The organism is Pseudomonas sp. FBCC-B545, assembly GCF_059134095.1.
Window position 1 is genome coordinate 3762813 of sequence record NZ_CP101441.1, and the last position, 20448, is coordinate 3783260.

17 protein-coding genes are annotated in these 20448 nt (G+C 61.4%); 5 read left to right on the forward strand and 12 right to left on the reverse strand.

Annotation, left to right across the window (positions count from 1 at the left end):
• Nucleotides 1-87 precede the first annotated feature (87 nt).
• Complete coding sequence (locus NMB39_RS17310; protein WP_198720739.1) at nt 88-1236, forward strand: aldose epimerase family protein; 1149 nt, start codon at nt 88-90, stop codon at nt 1234-1236.
• A gap of 129 nt (nt 1237-1365) precedes the next feature.
• Here the strand turns inward: NMB39_RS17310 and araH are convergent, their stop codons facing one another.
• From araH to NMB39_RS17345, 7 genes are read right to left on the reverse strand one after another with little or no spacing between them, the layout of a single operon-like run.
• On the reverse strand, nt 1366-2334 hold the full coding sequence (gene araH / locus NMB39_RS17315) for an L-arabinose ABC transporter permease AraH (RefSeq protein ID WP_046072163.1): 969 nt from the start codon (nt 2332-2334) through the stop codon (nt 1366-1368).
• A 9-nt stretch (nt 2335-2343) separates the two neighbouring features.
• A complete protein-coding gene (gene araG / locus NMB39_RS17320) occupies nt 2344-3846 on the reverse strand; it encodes an L-arabinose ABC transporter ATP-binding protein AraG (protein ID WP_494340370.1) in 1503 nt (500 codons plus the stop codon).
• A complete protein-coding gene (locus NMB39_RS17325; RefSeq protein ID WP_083348199.1) occupies nt 3843-4829 on the reverse strand; it encodes a substrate-binding domain-containing protein in 987 nt (328 codons plus the stop codon). Before NMB39_RS17325 ends, araG begins: the two co-directional genes overlap by 4 nt.
• A gap of 37 nt (nt 4830-4866) precedes the next feature.
• A complete protein-coding gene (locus NMB39_RS17330) occupies nt 4867-5730 on the reverse strand; it encodes an SMP-30/gluconolactonase/LRE family protein (RefSeq protein WP_198720260.1) in 864 nt (287 codons plus the stop codon).
• A gap of 16 nt (nt 5731-5746) precedes the next feature.
• Complete coding sequence (locus tag NMB39_RS17335) at nt 5747-7327, reverse strand: aldehyde dehydrogenase (NADP(+)) (protein WP_124412049.1); 1581 nt, start codon at nt 7325-7327, stop codon at nt 5747-5749.
• Between the two features lie 10 nt (nt 7328-7337).
• Nucleotides 7338-8330: an AraD1 family protein gene (gene araD1, locus NMB39_RS17340; protein WP_057025305.1), complete on the reverse strand. Its 993-nt coding sequence runs from the start codon at nt 8328-8330 to the stop codon at nt 7338-7340.
• A 16-nt stretch (nt 8331-8346) separates the two neighbouring features.
• Nucleotides 8347-9669 (reverse strand): MFS transporter, encoded by a 1323-nt coding sequence (locus NMB39_RS17345; RefSeq protein WP_046072158.1) that lies wholly within the window; start codon nt 9667-9669, stop codon nt 8347-8349.
• Between the two features lie 190 nt (nt 9670-9859).
• Here NMB39_RS17345 and NMB39_RS17350 point away from each other — a divergent pair, with 190 nt between their 5' ends.
• Nucleotides 9860-11596 carry an IlvD/Edd family dehydratase gene (locus tag NMB39_RS17350; protein ID WP_059396801.1) on the forward strand — a complete coding sequence of 579 codons (1737 nt, stop codon included), beginning with the start codon at nt 9860-9862 and terminating at the stop codon, nt 11594-11596.
• 48 nt (nt 11597-11644) lie between these two features.
• Entirely contained in the window at nt 11645-12367 is a 723-nt protein-coding gene (locus tag NMB39_RS17355) for a FadR/GntR family transcriptional regulator (RefSeq protein WP_034119145.1), read from the forward strand.
• Between the two features lie 16 nt (nt 12368-12383).
• Here the strand turns inward: NMB39_RS17355 and NMB39_RS17360 are convergent, their stop codons facing one another.
• The 3 genes from NMB39_RS17360 to NMB39_RS17370 all read right to left on the reverse strand — a co-directional run bounded on the left by NMB39_RS17360 (nt 12384) and on the right by NMB39_RS17370 (nt 16818).
• A complete protein-coding gene (locus NMB39_RS17360) occupies nt 12384-12701 on the reverse strand; it encodes a hypothetical protein (RefSeq protein ID WP_169718281.1) in 318 nt (105 codons plus the stop codon).
• Between the two features lie 683 nt (nt 12702-13384).
• The gene (locus NMB39_RS17365) at nt 13385-15526 is read right to left on the reverse strand and encodes a TonB-dependent siderophore receptor (protein ID WP_494340369.1); all 2142 of its coding nucleotides are present in this window, start codon (nt 15524-15526) and stop codon (nt 13385-13387) included.
• Nucleotides 15527-15726: 200 nt separating this feature from the next.
• Nucleotides 15727-16818 (reverse strand): NADH:flavin oxidoreductase/NADH oxidase, encoded by a 1092-nt coding sequence (locus NMB39_RS17370; RefSeq protein WP_057012441.1) that lies wholly within the window; start codon nt 16816-16818, stop codon nt 15727-15729.
• Between the two features lie 89 nt (nt 16819-16907).
• Here NMB39_RS17370 and NMB39_RS17375 point away from each other — a divergent pair, with 89 nt between their 5' ends.
• Complete coding sequence (locus NMB39_RS17375) at nt 16908-17207, forward strand: ArsR/SmtB family transcription factor (RefSeq protein WP_043051026.1); 300 nt, start codon at nt 16908-16910, stop codon at nt 17205-17207.
• 14 nt (nt 17208-17221) lie between these two features.
• Here NMB39_RS17375 and NMB39_RS17380 read toward each other — a convergent pair whose 3' ends face one another.
• Complete coding sequence (locus tag NMB39_RS17380; protein WP_057025308.1) at nt 17222-18250, reverse strand: GGDEF domain-containing protein; 1029 nt, start codon at nt 18248-18250, stop codon at nt 17222-17224.
• A gap of 2 nt (nt 18251-18252) precedes the next feature.
• Entirely contained in the window at nt 18253-19026 is a 774-nt protein-coding gene (locus NMB39_RS17385; RefSeq protein ID WP_494340368.1) for a hypothetical protein, read from the reverse strand.
• 405 nt (nt 19027-19431) lie between these two features.
• Here NMB39_RS17385 and NMB39_RS17390 point away from each other — a divergent pair, with 405 nt between their 5' ends.
• Nucleotides 19432-20319 carry a bestrophin family protein gene (locus NMB39_RS17390; RefSeq protein ID WP_057025310.1) on the forward strand — a complete coding sequence of 296 codons (888 nt, stop codon included), beginning with the start codon at nt 19432-19434 and terminating at the stop codon, nt 20317-20319.
• Nucleotides 20320-20448: the final 129 nt, after the last annotated feature.

The window sequence follows — 20448 nt, forward strand, 5'->3', positions numbered from 1 at the left end:
TAAAGGCTATAAATCCGGGGTCATTACGACAAAATATCTCAAATTAGTAGAACTATTCCATCCAAAACAACAAAAGGAAGTTCGACCATGAAGCACCCTCGTTACCTGCTGTCCGGTCTGGCGCTGTCCATGCTGGTCGCCAGCGGCGGCACCCAGGCCGCCGGCCTGACCAGCGAACACAAACCCTTCGGCAAAACCAATGACGGCACCGCCGTCGAACAGTACATATTGCGCAACAGCCATGGCATGCAAGCCACGGTAATCACCTACGGCGGCGTATTGCAGTCGTTGAAGGTGCCGGACAAACACGGCAAGGTCGACGACGTGGTGCTGGGCTTCGATGACGTGCAGGGCTATCAGGCCGGCACGGCATTTTTTGGCGCGACCATCGGCCGTTTCGGCAATCGCCTGGCCGGCGGCGCCTTCGAACTCGACGGCAAACGCTACCAGGTGCCGCTCAACGACGGTCCCAACTCCCTGCATGGCGGCGCCCAAGGCTTCGACAAGCAGGTATGGCAAGCCCAGCCGGTCAAGGACAAGGACTCGGTGGGCGTCACCCTCACCTACCTGTCCAAGGACGGTGAAATGGGCTTCCCCGGTAACCTGAAGACCGAAGTCACTTACCGCCTGAACGACAACAACGAACTGCATATCGACTACAAGGCCACCACCGACAAACCGACGGTGCTCAACCTGACCAACCACAGCTACTTCAACCTCGCCGGCGCGGGTAACGGCGACATTCTCAAGCAGGTCGCCACCCTGCATGCCAGCCACTACACCCCCGTGAACGCCACCTTGATCCCCACCGGTGAATTGGCGCCCGTCAAGGGCACGCCGATGGACTTCCTCAAGCCCACGCCTATCGGCCAGCACATCAAGGCGGACCATCCGCAGCTCAAGTTCGCCGAACCGAAACAGGGTGGCTTCGATTTCAACTGGGCGCTGGACACCAAGGGCGATGTGAAGCAGCTCGCCGCCGAGGTGCATGACCCTGAGTCCGGCCGGCGCTTGCAGCTCTACACCAGCGAACCGGGTGTGCAGTTCTATACCAGCAACTTCCTCGATGGCTCGGTGAAGGGCAAAGGGGGCAAGACGTATCAGCACTGGAGCGGGTTTACCTTGGAGACCCAGCACTTCCCGGATGCGCCTAACCAGCCAGGCTTTGCCTCAACTCGCTTGAACCCTGGGCAGACCTATACCCAACACACCCTCTTCAAGTTCTCCGCCGATTAAAACTGTGGGAGGGGGCTTGCTCCCGTTGGCGGTGGGTCAGTTGATGCATCTGTAACTGACCCACCGCCATCGGGAGCAAGTCGAATCGTCGCACCGCCCCTCCCACATTGGATCTTCGTATGGCTCGGGTTAGCGTTGTTTCATGCGGTCGATGACCACGGCCAGCAGCAGGATCGAGCCGCGAATCACGTACTGGTAAAACGTGTCGATGTTCTTCAGGTTCATCGCATTCTCGATGATCGCCAGGATCAGCACCCCAGCGATCACATGGCGGATCATGCCGATGCCGCCGCTCAGCGATACCCCGCCCAGTACGCACGCAGAGATCACCGTCAGCTCGAAGCCCTGGCCGATCATCGGTTGGCCGGAGGTCATGCGCGAGGCCAGGATCACCCCGGCCAGCGCGCCGATCAGGCCATGGACGGCGAAGATCAGAATCTTGGTGCGGTCCACGTTGACCCCGGCCAGCAGCGCCGCTTCCGGGTTGCCGCCGATGGCCATGGTGTTGCGCCCGTAGCTGGTGTAGTTGAGCAGCCAGCCGAAGAACAGGAAGCAGACAATGGTGATCAGGATCGGCACCGGCACGCCGAACAGTTGGCCGTTGCCGAAGACGAAGAACTGCTCCTCGGACACCCCTACTGCCTTGCCGTCGGCAAAAATGTACGCCAGGCCGCGCACGATCTGCATGGTCGCCAAGGTGGTGATCAAGGCGTTGACCCGCAGCTTGGCGATCACGATGCCGTTGATCAGGCCCACCATCAAGCCCATCAGCAACGCCGCGCCAATGCCCAGCATCACGCTGTCGGTATCGCGCATCACAATCGCTGCCACCACCCCGGCGCAGGCAATCACCGAGCCCACCGACAAGTCGAAGTGCCCCGAGGCCAGGCAGAACAGCATGGTGCACGCGGCAATGCCGACGGTGGAAATCGCCAGGCCCAGGCCGCGCATGTTCAGCGGCGACAGGAAGTTATCGATCAGCAAGGCGCACAGCACAAAGATGCCCACTGCCGCCAACAGCATCGCCCAGTTGTCGAGCAATGCGCGCATATCGAGGGGTTTGCGTGCCGAGGGCAACGCGTTGGGTTGGGTTGTCATCGTCTTCTCTCAGTTCGCCACGCCGCGTGGCAAGGCCAGTTGCAGCAGGTTGGATTCAGTGGCGTGTTCACGCCGTTGTTCGCCACGCAGGGCACCTTCGCACAACACCAGAATGCGGTCGGAAATACCCATCACTTCCATCAGGTCGCTGGACACCACGATCACCGCAATGCCGCTGGCCGCCAGGTTATGGATGATCTGGTAGATCTCTGACTTGGCGCCGATATCGATGCCACGGGTGGGCTCGTCCAGCAGCAGCACTTTCATCGGCATCGACAGCCAGCGGCCCAGAATGGCCTTCTGCTGGTTGCCGCCGGAGAGGTACAGGATCTTCTGCGCAGCGTTGGGGGTTTTGACCCGCATCGCCTGGATCTGCCGGTCGGCGTTGCCCTTCTCCCAGCCGTCGCGCAGCAGCCAGCCAAAGGTGGAATGCGCCGCGCGTGCACTGATGTTGATGTTTTCGGCAACGCTGGCCAGCGGGATGATGCCTTCCTTTTTGCGGTCCTCCGGGCACAGCAACACGCCGGCGGCGATGGCGTCGCGGGGTGAGCGCAACTGCAGCGCTTGCCCGCACAGCTCCAGGCTGCCGGCGCTGGCGCGCTCCAGGCCGCTGAGCAAACGAAACAGCTCGGTGCGCCCCGCGCCCACCAGCCCGAACAGGCCGAGGATCTCGCCCTTGCTCACCTGGAAACTGATCGGCTCACGCAGCCCCGGGCCGAGCAGGCCGTCGACCTTGAGCGCCACCTCGCCCTGCTCCCGCGGGCGGTAGTCGTAGATGTCCTGGATATCGCGGCCGACCATGCAGGTCACCAACTGGTCGTGGGTCAGGCTGCTCATGTCTTCGAAGGTGCGCACATAGCGACCGTCCTTGAACACCGTCACCGCATCGCAGATACGGAACACCTCTTCCATGCGGTGCGACACGTAGAGCACCACTTTGCCCTCGTCACGCAGGCGCGCAATGATCGCCATCAGCCGGTCGATTTCCCGCGCCGACAAGCTGCTGGTGGGTTCATCGAAGGCGATCACGTTGGCGCCACGGGACAGCGCCTTGGCGATTTCCACCAGTTGGCGCTGGCCCAGGGACAGGCGCCCGAGTTTCTCGTCGGGGTCGATCTCATCGGCCAGGCCCTTGAGGCACGCCAGCGCCTGCTGACGCAACAGGCCGCGATTGACCACCCCCAGGCGCGTCGGCAAGTGTCCGAGGAACAGGTTCTCGGCGACGCTCATTTCCGGCACCAGGTGCAGTTCCTGGTGGATCACCGCGACGCCGCTGGCGATGCTGTCGGCGGCATTTTTGAACGCCATGACCTGCGCGCCGATCTGCACGCTGCCGCTGCTGGGGATGTAGGCGCCGCCGAGAATCTTCAACAGCGTCGACTTGCCCGCACCGTTCTCGCCCATCAGGGCGTGCACCTGCCCGGGGTGGGCGGTGAAGCTGATGCCGTCCAACGCCTTGACCCCGGGAAAGGTTTTGCCGATCGCGTCGAAACGCAGGGCCGCAGCGGTCATTTCCACAGCCCGATCTTGGTCAGTTCTTCCTTGAAGTTCTCGCGGGTGATCAGGGTGACTTCGTCCATGGCGGTGTACTTCGGTGGTTCAGTGCCTTTGGTGACCCACTCGTACATCATCAGCGCGGTGTTATAGCCTTCGATATGCGGGCTCGGCAGCATGGAGCCGAAGAAACCGCTGTCGGCTTTCTTCAATTCGCCGATGGCGTCGGTGCCATTGATGCCGATGCCTATCACGTTGGCGGCCTTGAAGCCGGCGCTTTCAGTGGCGCGCACGCCGCCGAGCACGGTGTTGTCGTTCATGCCGCCGATGATCAGGTTCTTCGCACCGCCGGGCAGCTTGACCAGGGCCGAGTTGGTGGCGTCCATGCTGCCAGGTACGTCAAGAGTCTTGAGGGCAGCGGTGAGGATGTGATCCTTGGGGATGCCGGCTTCTTCCAGGGATTTGATCGAGCCGTCGGTGCGCTTTTTACCCGTATCGAGCTCGTTGAAGGTGTTGATCACCGCGTAAGTGTCCTTCCAGTCCCACCCGCGTTTCTTCGCCTCGGCGGCCATGGCGGCGCCCTGCTTCTGGCCCACTTCGAAGGCGGCCATGCCCAGGTACGGCACGTCCTCCATGAAGTTGCCCTTGGCATCGACAAAACGATCATCCACGGCCATCACTTTCAGGCCATTGACCTTGGCCTTGGCGACGATAGCCGGGCCCAGGGACACGTCCGGCGGGCAGATCACAAAGCCCTTGGCGCCGTTGGCGGCCAGGCTGTCGATGGCCGAGAGGGTTTTCTCGCCGTCGGGCACGGCGATCTTGATCACGGTGAAACCGTGTTCCTTGCCGGCTTTTTCGGCGAAGGCCCATTCGGTCTGGAACCAGGGCTCCTCGGCCTGCTTGACCAAAAAACCGATCTTGACTTCTTCAGCCGATACGATGCTGCTGAGGCTGCTTAAAGCAACAGCGGCAGCCAGAACGCGTAGAGTCTTTTTCATGAACGACACCTCTTGTTGTTGTTTTTGAGTCTTGGGTTTAACCGGCGAAGCGGTGACAAGGTTTGCCAGGCACATCGACCTCAATGGCCAACAGCGCACCGTCCAAAGGGTGACCCAAGGGGCTCGCGGCGCTGGTGATATACAACGTGGTCAGGTCAGGCCCACCGAACACGCAACTGGTGGGACGGCTGACGGGCAGTTCGATGATGCGATCCACCTCACCCAGGGGCGTCAGGCGCAGCAGGCAACTGCCGTCCCAACGGGCATTCCAGATGTAGCCTTCGGCGTCCATGGCCGAACCGTCCGGGCCGCCTCGCTCGTGAGGCCCGAACCACACCCGTGCGGGATCGAGTTGGCCGTCAGGCTGGATTGAATGGTGGTACAGCGTGCCGTCCATGCTATCGCCGAAGTGCACGTGACCACCGCATTCACTCCACAGCAGTGTGTTGGGAATGCCCAGGCCGCTGAGCAGCGGCGTGACCGTGGCATCGGCATCGATGCGGAACAATCCGCCGGAACGCCGAGTGATGGGCAAGTCCTCGCCTTGCTCACCGATATTGTTCTGCATGGTGCCCAGCCACAGCCGGCCCTGGGCATCGCAGCGCGCTTCATTGCCGCGGTTGCCGGGTTGCGGGTCGGCGACGCACAGCAGGGTCAGCGCTTCGGTGGTCAGGTCCAGGCGATACACGCCGCTGCTCAAGGTCACCAGCGCATCGCCGCTTTCACAGGGGATGAATGCCGAGACATGCTCGGGCAATTGCCAGACCTGCAACTCGCCGCCCATCAGGCGCAGGGCCTGGCGGGCGGCGATATCCACCCAATACAGGGCCTGGGTCGGTCTGTCCCAGAACGGCCCTTCGCCCAACCGGGCACGGTGTGGGGTCACTGCATTCACTGACATGAAGCCTCCTGGTGACTTACAGCGGATCGCGGGATGGCGTGCCATCCACCAGCCGCTGGATACGCAACGGGTTGGCGTTTTTCAACGCCTCGGGCAGCAGGCTATCAGGGTAATTCTGGAAGCACACCGGGCGCAGGAAGCGGTCGATGGCCAGGGTGCCCACCGACGTGCCGCGGGCGTCGGACGTTGCCGGATACGGCCCGCCGTGCACCATCGAATCGCAGACTTCGACGCCAGTGGGATAACCGTTGAGCAGGATGCGTCCGACTTTCTGCTCCAGCAGCGGCGTGAGTTCGGCGAACTGTTGCAGGTCAGCCGGTTCGCCAATGATGGTGGCGGTCAATTGCCCGTGCAGCCCCTGCAAAGCGGTGCTGAGCTGGGCCTGGTCGGCAACTTCGACGAACACCGTGGTGGGGCCGAACACTTCTTCCTGCAGCACTTCGTCGCCGTCGATCAACAGCCGTACGTCCGCCTTGAACAGCTGCGGTTGCGCCTGGTTGCCCGATTGCGCGTTACCCGCCAGGTGCTGGATGCCGGGGTGGGACAGGAGTTTTTCCAGGCCCTTGCCATAGCTGCCCAAGGTGCCGGCGTTGAGCATGGTCTGCGCCGGTTGCGCGCCGATCAATTGCGCGACCTGTTGAGTGAACGCCGTGAATTGTGGCGACGCAATACCGATGACCAGGCCGGGGTTGGTGCAGAACTGGCCGCAGCCCTGCACCACCGAGGCGGTCAGGTCGCGGGCTACGCTTTCGGCGCGGGCGTGCAAGGCCTGGGGCAGCACGATCACCGGGTTGATGCTCGACATCTCGGCGAACACCGGGATCGGTTGCGGGCGTGCCGCGGCCATGTCGCACAGGGCACGGCCACCCTTGAGCGAGCCGGTGAAACCCACGGCCTGAATCGCCGGATGCTTGACCAGGGCTTCGCCGACGCCGCCGCCGAAGATCATGTTGAATACCCCCGCCGGCATCTCGGTGGCCTCGGCTGCGCGAATGATCGCATCGGCCACCTGCTCGGCCGTCGCCATGTGCCCGCTGTGGGCCTTGAACACCACTGGGCAGCCTGCGGCCAACGCAGCGGCGGTATCGCCACCCGCCGTGGAAAAGGCCAGAGGGAAGTTGCTGGCACCGAACACCGCCACCGGGCCCAGGCCGATACGGTATTGGCGCAGGTCCGGGCGTGGCAGCGGCTGGCGATCCGGCAAGGCTTTATCGATACGCGCCCCGTAGAAATCGCCACGGCGCAGCACCGTGGCGAACAGGCGCATCTGGCCGCTGGTGCGCCCACGCTCGCCTTTGATGCGGGCGGCGGGCAGCGCGGTTTCGCGGCAGACCAAATCGATGAAGTTATCGCTCAGGGCATCCAGCTCGTCGGCTATCGCGTCCAGGAACTGCGCACGGCGCGCAGCACTCAGCGCACGGAACGCCGGATACGCAGCGGCGGCGGCCTTGGCGGCGGCATCGACCTCTTGCGGTGTGGCCTGGTAGAAATCCTGCGGCAAGGCTTCACCGCTGGTGGCATCGACGCTTTGCAGCTTGACGTTGCCGTTGGCGCTGCGTTGGCCGCCGATGTAGTTGTGGCCGAGGAACTGGGTCATGTTGATCTCCTTAAAGGGGGGTGACTTGGCCGGGTTCAAATGCCGCATCGCTGCTGCCGATACCGTTGATCAACGGCGCGCCGAATTCGGCCTGGCTGATCTCGAACACGTCGCCCGGCTGGGTACGTATACCGTCGGCAAATGACAGCGTAGCGGTGCCGAAGAAGTGAATGTGCACATCCCCCGGCTTGAGGAACTGGCTGTATTTGAAGTGGTGATACTCAAGGTTTTCCAGGCTGTGGCACATATTGGCCTCGCCACTGAGGAATTCGTTCCGCCAGATTTCTTCGCCGTTGCGCAGGATGCGGCTGCTGCCGGCCAGGTGCTGGGGCAGCTCGCCCACGCGCAGTTCCGGGCCATAGCTGCAACTGCGCAGCTTGGAATGGGCCAGGTACAGGTAGTTCTTGCGTTCCATCACATGGTCGGAGAACTCATTACCCACCGCAAAACCCAGGCGATAGGGTTTGCGGTCGTGGCCGATCACATAGAGGCCGCCGATCTCCGGCTCTTCGCCAGCGTCTTCGGCAAACGGTGGCACCGGGAAGGCGGCGCCCGGGCGTACGACAATGCTGCCGTCGCCCTTGTAGAACCACTCCGGCTGCACGCCTGCCTGGCCGGCCGCGGGCTTGCCGCCCTCTACGCCCCACTTGAAGATACGCATGGTGTCGGTCATGGCGCTGTCGTCGCCGGCCTGCTGGTGCATCTTGTCGCGGGCCGAAGCGCTGCCCAGATGGGTCAGGCCAGTGCCGCTGATCAGCATATGGGCTGGGTCCGGGTGGTCCAGTGGCGGCAGGATTTTCAGCTCGGCCAGCAGCGCGGCGTAGTCATGGCTGTCGCCCAGGCCCAGGCCCTGCACCTGTTGCGCAAGGCCGGTGCCGGCCTTGATGGCGGCCAGCGCCAACTCGCGTACGCTGTGCGCGCCCTGCACTTCGCGCAGAGTGTTGCCTTCCACTACGCCGACGCGGCGCTCCCCGTTACCCAATTCGAACTGAACTAGACGCATGCATTTTCTCCAGGATTTAAGTACGTGTGGCGCCACGGGCGCTGGCGGCGAATTGGTCGACCGGCAGCACGTGCTTGCGCTCCAGTACGCGGTAGACCACGAGGGTCAAGACCAGCCCGAACACCATCACGCCGGATAAGAAATACAGGCCCGAGGCCAGGTTACCGGTGTATTCCTTGAGCGCACCGATCACGAACGGACCGATGTAGCCGCCGAGGTTGCCCACCGAGTTGATCAAGGCGATACCGGCTGCCGCGCTGGCCCCGGCAAAGAAGCGCCCCGGCAAGGTCCAGAACACCGCGGTGCAGGAAAACATGGCGAACGCCGCCAGGCACAACGCAGCCATCTGCAGCACCGGCACACTCAGCCAGGCGCTGCAGAACAGGCCGATGGCGCCGAGCACATACAGCACCGCGAGATGGCCATAGCGATCATTCAAACGGTCGGAACTGCGCGGGATGATCAACAGGCCGATGATGCCGAAGATATACGGCACGGCGGAGATGAAGCCGGTGGTGAGGTCGCTGCCGCCGAACTGCTTGATCAGGGTCGGCAGCCACAGGCCCAGGCCGTAGATGCTCAGTGTCACCGGCAGATAGAACAGCGCCAGCAGCAACACGCGCTTGTCCTTGAGGGCATGCAAGGGGTTGCCATGGCGGGTCTGGCCGTAGGCTTGCAGGTCTTTTTCCAGCTCGCCGGTGAGCCAGGTCTTTTCTTGCTCGCTCATCCAGCTGACCTGTTTCGGGCCGTCCGGCAGGTAGCGCAGCACCGGCCAGGTCAGCAGGATCGCCGGGGTGCCGATCACGATAAACAGCCACTGCCAGCCGTGCAGGCCAAGGATGCCGTCCATGCCGAGCAGGCCGCCGGACACGGGCCCGGTGATCATCATCGCGATGGGCTGGGAGAGAATGAACAGCCCGAGGATCTTGCCGCGATGGCGTACCGGGAACCATTGGGTGATGTAGTACAGCACGCCAGGAAAGAACCCCGCCTCCGCCGCGCCGAGCAAAAAGCGCATCACATAGAAGCTGTGCGGACCTTGCACGAAGGCCATGCCGATGGTGATGGCGCCCCAGGTGATCATGATGCGCGCAAACCAGCGCCGCGCGCCGAAGCGGTCGAGCATCAGGTTGCTGGGGATTTCGAACAGGAAGTAGCCAATGAAGAACAGCCCGGCACCGAGGCCATAGGCGGCGTCACCGATGCCGACGTCGGCGCCCATGTGCAGCTTGGCGAACCCTACGGCGGAACGGTCCACGTAGGCGATCAGATACAGCAGGATCAGGAAGGGAATCAGTTTCAGCGTGATGCGCCGAATAAGCCGCAATTCCTGGCTCATGGGTCGATCTCCGATTGTTGTTTTTATAGAAGCTCGGGGGACGCCTCTCGCGAAATCCGCCAGGGTCATACCTCAGTTAAGAAGGACTATATAGTAGGACTATTTGCAAAACAACACTTCCAAAGCTTCGATTTTGCGCTTATGTTTAACCACGCATAGAACATATAGTCATACAATAAGAGAATCGATCATGCCTGACAAAAAGCCCGGCCTACGCTCCGCCCAGTGGTTTGGTACCGCCGACAAGAACGGCTTCATGTACCGCAGCTGGATGAAGAACCAGGGCATTGCCGACCACCAGTTCCATGGCAAGCCGATCATCGGCATCTGCAATACCTGGTCGGAGCTGACCCCGTGCAACGCGCACTTCCGCCAGATCGCCGAGCACGTCAAGCGCGGCGTGATCGAGGCCGGTGGCTTCCCGGTGGAATTCCCGGTGTTTTCCAACGGTGAATCCAACCTGCGCCCTACCGCCATGCTCACCCGCAACCTGGCGAGCATGGATGTGGAGGAAGCCATTCGCGGCAACCCCATCGATGGCGTGGTGCTGCTGACCGGTTGCGACAAGACCACCCCGGCGCTGCTGATGGGTGCGGCCAGTTGCGATGTGCCGGCCATCGTGGTCACCGGCGGGCCGATGCTCAATGGCAAGCACAAGGGCCAGGACATCGGTTCGGGCACCGTGGTGTGGCAGCTCAGCGAACAGGTCAAGGCCGGCACCATCACCCTGGATGACTTCCTCGCGGCCGAAGGCGGCATGTCACGCTCGGCGGGCACCTGCAACACCATGGGCACGGCGTCGACCATGGCCTGCATGGCCGAGGCACTGGGCACGTCCCTGCCCCACAACGCGGCGATCCCGGCGGTGGATGCACGGCGTTATGTGCTGGCGCATATGTCGGGCATGCGTGCGGTGGAGATGGTGCGCGAAGACTTGAAGCTGTCGAAGATCCTGACCAAGGAAGCGTTTGAAAACGCGATCCGGGTAAACGCGGCCATCGGCGGTTCGACCAACGCGGTGATCCACTTGAAAGCCATTGCCGGGCGCATCGGGGTTGAACTCGACCTGGATGACTGGACCCGCATCGGCCGCGGCATGCCGACCATCGTCGACCTGCAACCGTCCGGGCGCTTCCTGATGGAAGAGTTCTACTACGCAGGTGGCTTGCCCGCAGTGCTGCGTCGCCTCGGTGAAGCCAACCTGATCCCCCACCCCAATGCCTTGACCGTCAACGGCAAGTCCCTGGGCGAGAACACCAAGGACTCGCCGATCTACGGCCAAGATGAAGTGATCCGCACCCTCGACAACCCGATCCGCGCCGACGGTGGCATCTGCGTGTTGCGCGGCAACCTGGCGCCCCTGGGTGCGGTGCTCAAGCCGTCGGCGGCCAGTCCCGAGCTGATGCAGCATCGCGGCCGTGCGGTGGTGTTCGAGAACTTCGACATGTACAAGGCGCGCATCAACGACCCGGACCTGGACGTGGACGCCAACTCGATCCTGGTCATGAAGAACTGCGGCCCCAAGGGTTACCCGGGCATGGCCGAAGTCGGCAACATGGGCTTGCCGGCCAAGCTGCTGGCCCAGGGCGTGACCGACATGGTGCGTATTTCCGATGCACGCATGAGCGGCACCGCCTACGGCACCGTGGTCTTGCATGTGGCGCCGGAAGCCGCTGCCGGCGGGCCGTTGGCCACGGTGCAGGAAGGCGACTGGATCGAGCTCGATTGTGCCAATGGCCGCCTGCACCTGGACATCCCCGACGCCGAGCTGGCGGCACGCATGGCCGACCTCAAGCCGGCGCAGAACCTGATCGTCGGCGGGTACCGCCAGTTGTACATCGACCATGTGCTGCAGGCTGACCAGGGCTGTGATTTCGACTTCCTGGTGGGTTGCCGTGGCGCCGAAGTCCCACGGCATTCCCACTAATTGGGATGCTATGATGCGGCGAATCTAAGCCAGAGCCTATCCGTCGTTATGGATCACCAGCCGCCCAAGCCGCGCAAGAGCCAGCATGCCCAGATCGTCCAGGACTTGGGCATGCACATCGTTTCCGGTCGCTTCAAGCCTGAAGAACGGTTGCCCATGGAAGCCACGCTGTGCGAGGAATACCAGGTCAGCCGCTCGGTATTGCGCGAGGCGACGCGGGTGCTGAGCGCCAAGGGCCTGGTGTATTCCAAGCCGCGGGTGGGCGCGGTGGTGCGACCGCGCTTGAAATGGCACCTGCTCGACCCGGACGTGCTGTCCTGGTTGATGCAGTCCACACCCCACAGCGAGTTCTTCAACACCCTGGCCGGGGTGCGTCGTATCCTGGAGCCGGAAATCGCCGCCATGGCCGCGACCACCGCCACCGATGAAGACATCGCCACCATCGAACAAGCCTACCAGGGCATGGAAACCGCGCAGACCCACGAACAGCTGTTGCAGGCCGACCTGGACTTCCACCGTGCGATTGCCGACGCCACTCGCAACGACCTGCTCGCCTATATGTGCAACATGCTTTCACTGCCGTTGCGCGAGTCGATCAACATCACCAACCGCCGTCCGGATATCCAGGGTTTGAGCCTGCCCCGGCACAAGGCGATCCTTACCGCGATCCAGAACCGCGACGCCCTGGGTGCGCGGCACGCCTCGCTGGTGCAACTGGATGACACACGGGTGGCGCTGGATACGGTGATGAATGTGCTGACGCCGTTGTAACCCGACGCTGTGGCACCTATTCCTGATTATTGGCGTTGGCTCTGGGGCAGGTGTTATCTCCGTCTTTTTTCAGCGCCAGCACCGCCTGGCGCTCGGACAACAAGTGGGTAATGGCCCCGCCGATAGCGGCGGAAATAAGTGCCAGGGCTTCTTTGGGCAGATTGATCGCCGCCCAGGTCAACCCGCCGATCAGCAAAATGACAAAGAGGATATTGAAGCGCGACACGCCGAGTTTGATCGAGCGGACGATATCGGAGGTGTCCTGCATTTTTTCGAAGCGCTTGAGGTCTTCGAACTTGCGCACCGACTTCAGGGTTTCAACCTTGACAGTCATGCAGATCCAAATGTGGGAGGGGCGGTGCAACGATTCGAATGGCACCGATGGCGATGTATCAGCCCCGCATATGCTGGTTGAAATAATGCTATCGGGAGCAAGCCCCCTCCCACATGAGATATGCATTCCAGGCTGACAGAAAGCCCCCTGGACGCATGCAGCCCAAATGTGGGAGGGCGCTTGCTCCCGATAGCGGTGGATCAGCACCAGATACCTGGCTGACATACCTATATAGGGCATAGGTATCTACACAACTGACCGTGCCGACTTGCTGCTTGCTCTTGCTCTTGCTCTTGCTCTTGCTCTGCTTTTGATTTTAGGCGCCCCGTCAAACCACGCTGGCCGGAATTCGACAGGGATTTGGGGGGTAAACCGGCAGGGATGCCGGTTTAGCCGCCCCGCGCCATGGATGGCGCGTGGCGGCGGCCCCCCAAATCAATGTCGGATTACGGGCACACCGAGCCTGGGCGAGGTGCCGAGTGGTGGGGCGAGGACCTTTTGCTTACTTTTGGCTGGGCCGGCATTCCGGTCCTTCCAAAAGTGAGCCGCTGTAAGAGCGGAACCCTAAGTGGCCGTTACCGCAGAAATGGATATGTACTCGGTATGATCCAACATCCTGGTCGGCTGTCAGGCCGCCATCGGGGGCAAGCCCCCTCCCACATTTTGGACCTGTGTATAGCGCGTTATAGGGTGTAGGAAATTCCAACCTGCACCGTACGCGGCGCACCCGGGTAGGCATAGATATTGCCGAACGCCCCTTCCTCATACTCGCGGTTGAACAGGTTCTTCACATCCAGGTTCAGGCGTACCTGCTCGTTGACCTTGTAGTAGCCGAGCAGGTCGACCACGGTGTAGGCGTCCATTGAGAAGCCAGTGTTGGCGGTCTGGCCGGCGCGCTGGTCGACGTACTTGGCGCCGGCCCCCAGGCCCAGGCCCTTGAGAGCGCCGTCCTGGAACTCGTAGACGTTGAGCAGGCTGAAGCTGTTGCGCGGGATGTTCATCAGGCGGGTGCCGACACGGAAGGTGTTGTCGCGGGTGACCTCGGCATCCACGTAGGCGTAGCCGCCGATCACGCGCCACTCGGGTGTGAGGTTGCCCGCCACGTTCAGGTCGAATCCGCGGCTGCGCACCTGGCCAGCGGCGACGCTGAAGGTGTTGGTGGGGTCGGCCGGGTCGTTGGTCAGCACGTTTTTCTTTTCGATCTGGTAGATCGCCGCGTCGACACTCAGTTGACGGTCAAGCGCCTCCCACTTGACCCCGATCTCATAGGACTTGCCTTTCTCCGGTGCAAAACCACCGCCTTCACGGCTGGCGCCGGTATTGGGCTTGAACGAACGGGCGGCGTCGGCATAGACCGCGACGGTGTCGGTGAGGTCGTAGATCACGCCCACACGCGGGGTGACCGCGTTGTCGGCGGCGGTCCAGGGTTTTACCCCCGTTACATAGCTTTCGTAGTCATGCTCAAAACGCTCGAAACGCGCCCCTGCCAAGACCTTCAAGCGCTCGGTCAGCGCCACCTGATCCTGGACAAACGCCGCATAGGTCTTGAGGTTCTCCTTGTCGTGGGTCGGCGTGCGCGTCAGCGGCGGACGGGCCTGGCCATACACCGGATTGAAAATGTCGATCGGGTAGGTACCCAGGACCGTACTGGAACGCTGGATGATCGACTTGTAGTCGTAATCCTCGTACTCGATACCAGTGAGCAAGGTGTGCTCGAAACCGCCCGTGGAAAAGTGCCCGGTCAGGTTTAGCTGGTAATCCTTGTCGGTCCATTCCAGCTTGCGGTAGTTGAAGTTGCGCTGCAGGGTGCGGCCATCTGCGCCCAGGCTGCCCGTCCCATTGGCTTCGATGGCGTTGCCTTTCAAACTGCCGTCCAACCACTGGAAACCACCGCCCAGGGTCCAGTCGTCGTTGAGCGCATGCTCGAAACGCAACTGCGCCATGTTGTTGTCGTTGTGCAGCTTGCCGGCGTCCTTGTCGCCCCAGAACGTATCGCGCGAGGGCGTTCCGCGCTGGTTGGGCAGGCGCGTCAGGCCACGGTCCAACGGGTGGTTGTTGCGCATGAAGTCGCCTTCGAAGGTCACCTTGGTGTCATCGCTGGCCTGCCAGGTGATCACCGGGGCCACGCCGTAGCGCTCGGTCTCGACATGATCGCGGAAGGTATCGCCGCCCTCACCCACCACGTTCAGGCGATAGGCCAGGCGGCCTTCTTCGTCCAGTGGGCCGGAGGCATCCAGGGTGCCGCGTTTCATGCCCTGGTCATTCAACTGGCTGCCCAGGGTGACGGTGCGTTCGGCCAAGGGTTGCTTGGACACCACGTTGAACGTACCACCGGGGTCGCCACGGCCGTAGAGCATGGTTGCGGGGCCGCGCAACACCTCAAGGCGTTCGATGGTGTTGGCATCCGGCATGTTCGGGTAGCCGCGGTTGATCGGGAAACCATTGCGGTAGAACTCACCGGTGGTGAAGCCACGCACGGTGAAGGTGGTCAGGCCCTGGCCGCCGAAGTTGTTGGCGCGACCGACACCGCCGGCATAGTCGAGGGCATCCTGCAGGCGCGTCGCACCAATGTCCTCGACCACGTCCTTGGAGACAACGCTGATGGATTGCGGGGTTTCATGAATGGAGGTGTCGGTGCGCGTCGCACTGGCTGATCGTGTGGCGCGGTAACCCTGCACCGGCCCCTGGGCGGACTCGAAGTCTGCGGTGGCAGTCACGTTGGTGGCCTGCAGCTCGATACTGGCTGTTTCAGCGGGGGCATCCTCTGACCACGCAAAGGGGGAAAACGCCTGAAGCACACAAATGGAAATCAGGGTACGACGCATGGATGTTGAACCTAGTGAAAGAGCCAGATGGGACGGCAAACCTGCCAAGAATTCGCGAGCATCATAGCCCAGCCGATTCTCATTTGGCATCCATTCTCATTTGTTATTTTTCGCTCAAGCCTTTGGCCCTCCGTAGTGCATAAACACCAGGCGAAAAAAAGCCACTCACTTGAGTGGCTCTTGTGTATGCCTGGCCCGCCTCAGCGATAGCGTTCCAACCAATGCGCGTAAGGCGCCGGCAAGGTCCAGGAGGATTTTTCCACGCCCAGTTCCTTGGCGGCAAAGTACGCCCAATGCGGATCGGCCAAGTGCGCACGCCCTACCGACACCAGGTCCAGGTGCCCGGCCTGCAACGCGCCTTCGGCCAGTTGCGGGGTACCGAAGCCCCAGGCGGATGTCACCGGGATACCCGCTTCACGACGCACGCGCTCGGCAATCGGCCCCATGAAGGCCGGACCCCACGGGATGTTGGTGTCGGGAATGGTGAAACCGACGCTGACACTCAGCAGGTCCAGGCCACCGTCCTTGAAGCGGCGCGCCAGCTCGATGGACTCGGTGAGGGTCTGCTCATCACGGCCGTCGTATTCAATCACGCCAAACCGCGCGGTGAGCGGCAGGTTTTCCGGCCAGACCTCACGCACGGCGGCCAGGGTTTCCAGGAGGAAGCGGCTGCGGTTATCGAAGCTGCCACCGTAGGCATCGGTGCGCTGGTTGGAATGCTCGGAGAAAAAGCTCTGGCCCAGGTAGCCGTGGGCGAAGTGCAGCTCGATCCATTCAAAACCGGCGTCACGGGCGCGGCGGGCGGCGTCGACGAAGTCCTGCTGGACGCGGGCGATATCGTCCAGGGTCATGGCACGCGGTACGTTGGGCAGGTTGGCCCCGAACGCGATGGCCGAGGGGGCGATGGTTTCCCAGCTGCGTGCATCGGAGGCAGGAATGTGGTCATCGCCTTCCCACGGGCGGTTGGCGCTGGCCTTGCGACCGGCGTGGGCGATCTGGATGCCCGGCACCGAACCTGCGGCCTTGATGGCCTTGACCATGGGCACGAACGCCTGGGCATGGGCATCGCTCCAGATACCGGCACAGCCTGGGGTGATACGCCCTTCGGGAGCGACTGCGGTGGCCTCGACCACCAGCAGGCCGGCCCCGCCACGGGCCATGCCGGCCAGGTGTACGTGGTGCCAATCGTTGACCATGCCGTCATCGGCCATGTATTGGCACATCGGCGGGATGGCAATGCGATTGCGCAAGGTAACGTCTTTAAGTTTGAACGGTTCGAACAACGCGGACATCAGATACTCCGGGGAAGGGTGTGTGATTCGATAGTTCGATGGTAATCGAACTATGGTATTGAACGCTACCCCCCTGTTATGATCCGCTCATGCGAGCCTTCAAACACCCTACACCGCAAGAATTGACCCTAGAGCGCGTGCTTTACGCCTTGAGCGACCCCGTACGCCTGGACATCGTGCGCTGCCTGGCCGGCGTGCCCGAAGCCAGCTGTGGTGAACTGGATGGCGGGCGGCCTAAATCCAGCATGTCCCACCACTTCCGGGTACTGCGCGATGCCGGCCTGGTGCACACCCGCAACGTGGGCACCACCCATATGAATTCATTGCGTCGCGACGAGCTGGAGAGCCGCTTTCCCGGGTTGTTGGCGAGTATTCTGTCGCAGCTGTAGATGACGCCTGCGCGTCAGGATAAAACCGGCTGCAGCAGCGCACCGTCCAGATGCACGCAGTCCTTGCCGTTGCGCTTGGCGCCATACAGGTTCTTGTCCGCCATCTTGAGCACCGTCGACAGGTCGTCGCCCGCCGAAAAGCGCGCCATGCCCGCACTGCACGTGTAGTTATGCGGTGCAGCGACACTGCTGCGGATCGACTGCAGTAACGCCAGGGCATAATCGCAGGCCAGTTCCGGGTCATCGCCCTGCAACAACACACCGAACTCTTCCCCGCCGATTCGACCAAAGCTGTGGCTACCCTTGGCGTTTTTCAGGCACACGGCCATGGCGCGCAGGATCTTGTCGCCCACATCGTGACCATACAGGTCATTTTTTTCCTTGAAACTGTCGATATCCAACATGATGAAGTAGCCCCCCTGACCACCACTGAGCAACTTTTCGAAACTTTGCATAAAGGCGCGCCGGTTGAGGATCGAGGTCAGATAATCCGTTTCGGCCAATGCGCGAAACTCACTTTCTACCAGCAATACCGAGCGCAGGTTCTTCAAGTAGGAGTAACTCAAGATAAAACCAATGGACACCGAAGAAGCACAAAACATCAGCAGATAGACCTCGGTGCCCGCATATATATCGGCCTGCATCGGCGGCCACAGAATAAGCCAGACCAATAGCGCGTCGGCCAGATAATCCTGGACACTGATAAACAAGATGGCGCTGCCCACCACCAGGGTGACGGCCAATGGCAGACCATAAATGCGCAACTCTTCATTCAAGCGAATCATGTAGGCGAAGCCGACCGACAACAGCACCATATAGGTCACCCCCAGCACCCGCCAAAGCAGAAAGTTGGCGGTCCTGGTATGCACGCGGCAAACCACCAACAGGCCAAGAGTGACGCCCATCGTATAAATATCCAACTGCAGGGCCGGATGAATCAACAACATGCCGACCCAGGCAATAATCCCTATCCATTCGGCTTGCGTCACGGCGGGCGACAGCAGACTGCGCATCCGGGGCCGCAACTTCAAGTTAGCAGGCATCCCTACGCTCCCATCTCAATAGCATGCAGGCCAACCGCAAATGAAAAGGCCATGAAGCGCTTTACCAGACTGGCGAAAGGTGGCAGCACTTCCAGCCGGGTCTTGGAGTGGGCCTTGAAATAGCCCTTCTCCACGCCCTCCTGCACCACGCGGATAATGTGGGTCTTGGACACGGAAAGTTGCTTGGCCAATGCCAGGTAGGACGACGACCTGAAGGTAGTGCGGTCATTGTCCGGCGCAAAGGCATCGTTATAGATAGCCAGCATCAACAGATGCCCGGCGTCGCGTTTCACCAGCCAATAACACTCGGGCAGTAACACATCCACCGTCAGTTCAGAGGCGAGGATCACGGCGAAACCCTTGAAATAGAGGGCCAGGAACCCGCGATCGTCGAGGTCACGCATCTGCCGGAAAATCTCCCGTTCCGGGTAGAGCAGCGCCAACGACTCAGTCAGGGCGGTCAGCATTAAGCGCGCTTCACGGCAGGCTTCATCCGAGGGTGAATACACCCGGAAGCGACTGTCTTCGGGGTGCGGTGCAACCTCCATGAAACCCAGGGCCCGAAACAACAGGAAGATTGATTCCAGGCTGTTTTTCGAACAATACCTGCGCGTCACGCACAGGGCCTTAACTTCTGCCAACAATGGCAGTGGGGTGGAAAAGTACCGGCTCAATAACGCAAACGACACCATCAAGCGGCTGTATTTAAGTGCACTCTTGTAGAAAAACGGTCGTCTTGAATAGGGCACGAGCAGCACGTGGTAATGCGCTCTCATGCACGCTTCAAAATCCCTATGACGTTCGAGTGCTTGCGCGGTATTACACATAGCTGACTTCAACGAACTGACACGCATGAAAGAGCCCTGATCAACCAATTATTCCACTGATCTCGGCTACGAAATCCCTGCAGCCAGGCCCCAAAACAAATCACGTCAAAAACCCTGCCATTAATGGCTTTTTGCCTCGAACGCAATGTACAGCGATTGCCGCACCAGACGTCATCAGTACCAAAGTTGTTCCACATTCAAATCATCTGTGGCTCGCAGTTGCGCGACATCTCTCGTTACATTCTCCCGGGATAGCGACTTATCAACTAATCGATTCAGCACCCTGCGAACCTTCCCCCTCCCGCGACGTCGTAACAGGGCATTGTTGCCAACCACCCACTGCGAGGTGCTCGTTTGAAAGCTGCCGTCCTGAAGAAATACCGCCTGATCATCAAGACCATGGGCTATGTGGGCTGGGCCCTGTTCTGGCTGTTGCTATGGGATGTGGCCGTGACGGTGGACTTCATGCTGTTTCTCACCGCCAAGATCAACTTGCCGCTGATGCCCCTGACCTTGCTGGGTTCCGCGCTGGTAGTGCTGATCAGCTTTCGCAACAGCAGTGCCTACAACCGCTGGTGGGAAGCACGCACGCTGTGGGGGGCGATGGTCAATAACTCGCGCAGTTTTGCCCGGCAGGTGTTGACGTTGCTGGATGACGCCGCCGGCGAGGTCAATCCCGTCAAGTCGACCCTGTTGCGCCGTCATGTCGCCTACGTCAATTGCCTGGCCGCGCACCTCAAGGGCCAGCCGTGCCCGGAAGAAGTGCGGGCATTTATCCCCGCCGAGGAATTTGCGCGCAACGGCGCCACTAATAATTTTGCCAATGACATCCTCACCGGCTCCGCTACGTTGCTGGCCCGCGAATACCAGGCCGGGCGCCTGGACAGCATTCGCCTGGCACGGCTGGAGTCGACCCTGGTGGACCTGTCCAATGCCCAGGGCGGCATGGAACGTATCGCCAACACGCCGCTGCCCTACCCCTACGTGTATTTCCCACGGCTGTTCATTTCGCTGTTCTGCCTGATCGTGCCGGTGGGCCTGGTGGAATCCCTGGGCTGGTTCACGCCGCTGGCCTCCACGGTGGTGGGCTTCATGCTGTTGGCCATCGAACGCATCGGTACCGACCTGCAAAGCCCGTTCAACTCCAGCGAACACCAGATCCAGATGGAAACTATCTGCGAGACCATCGAGAAGAATCTGCAGTCGATGCAGCGTGATGCGCTGGGTGATCATGCTTCCTGAGCAGCGAGTGCCGCCTGCTCGTTGACAGAGCGTAGCGACGCAAAAGGCCCGAAGGCTTCATCTGCAGCCGTTTCTTGGCTGCCCACAACTCATCAAACTGTTACAACAAAGTGCTTAGCACCTGGGCTG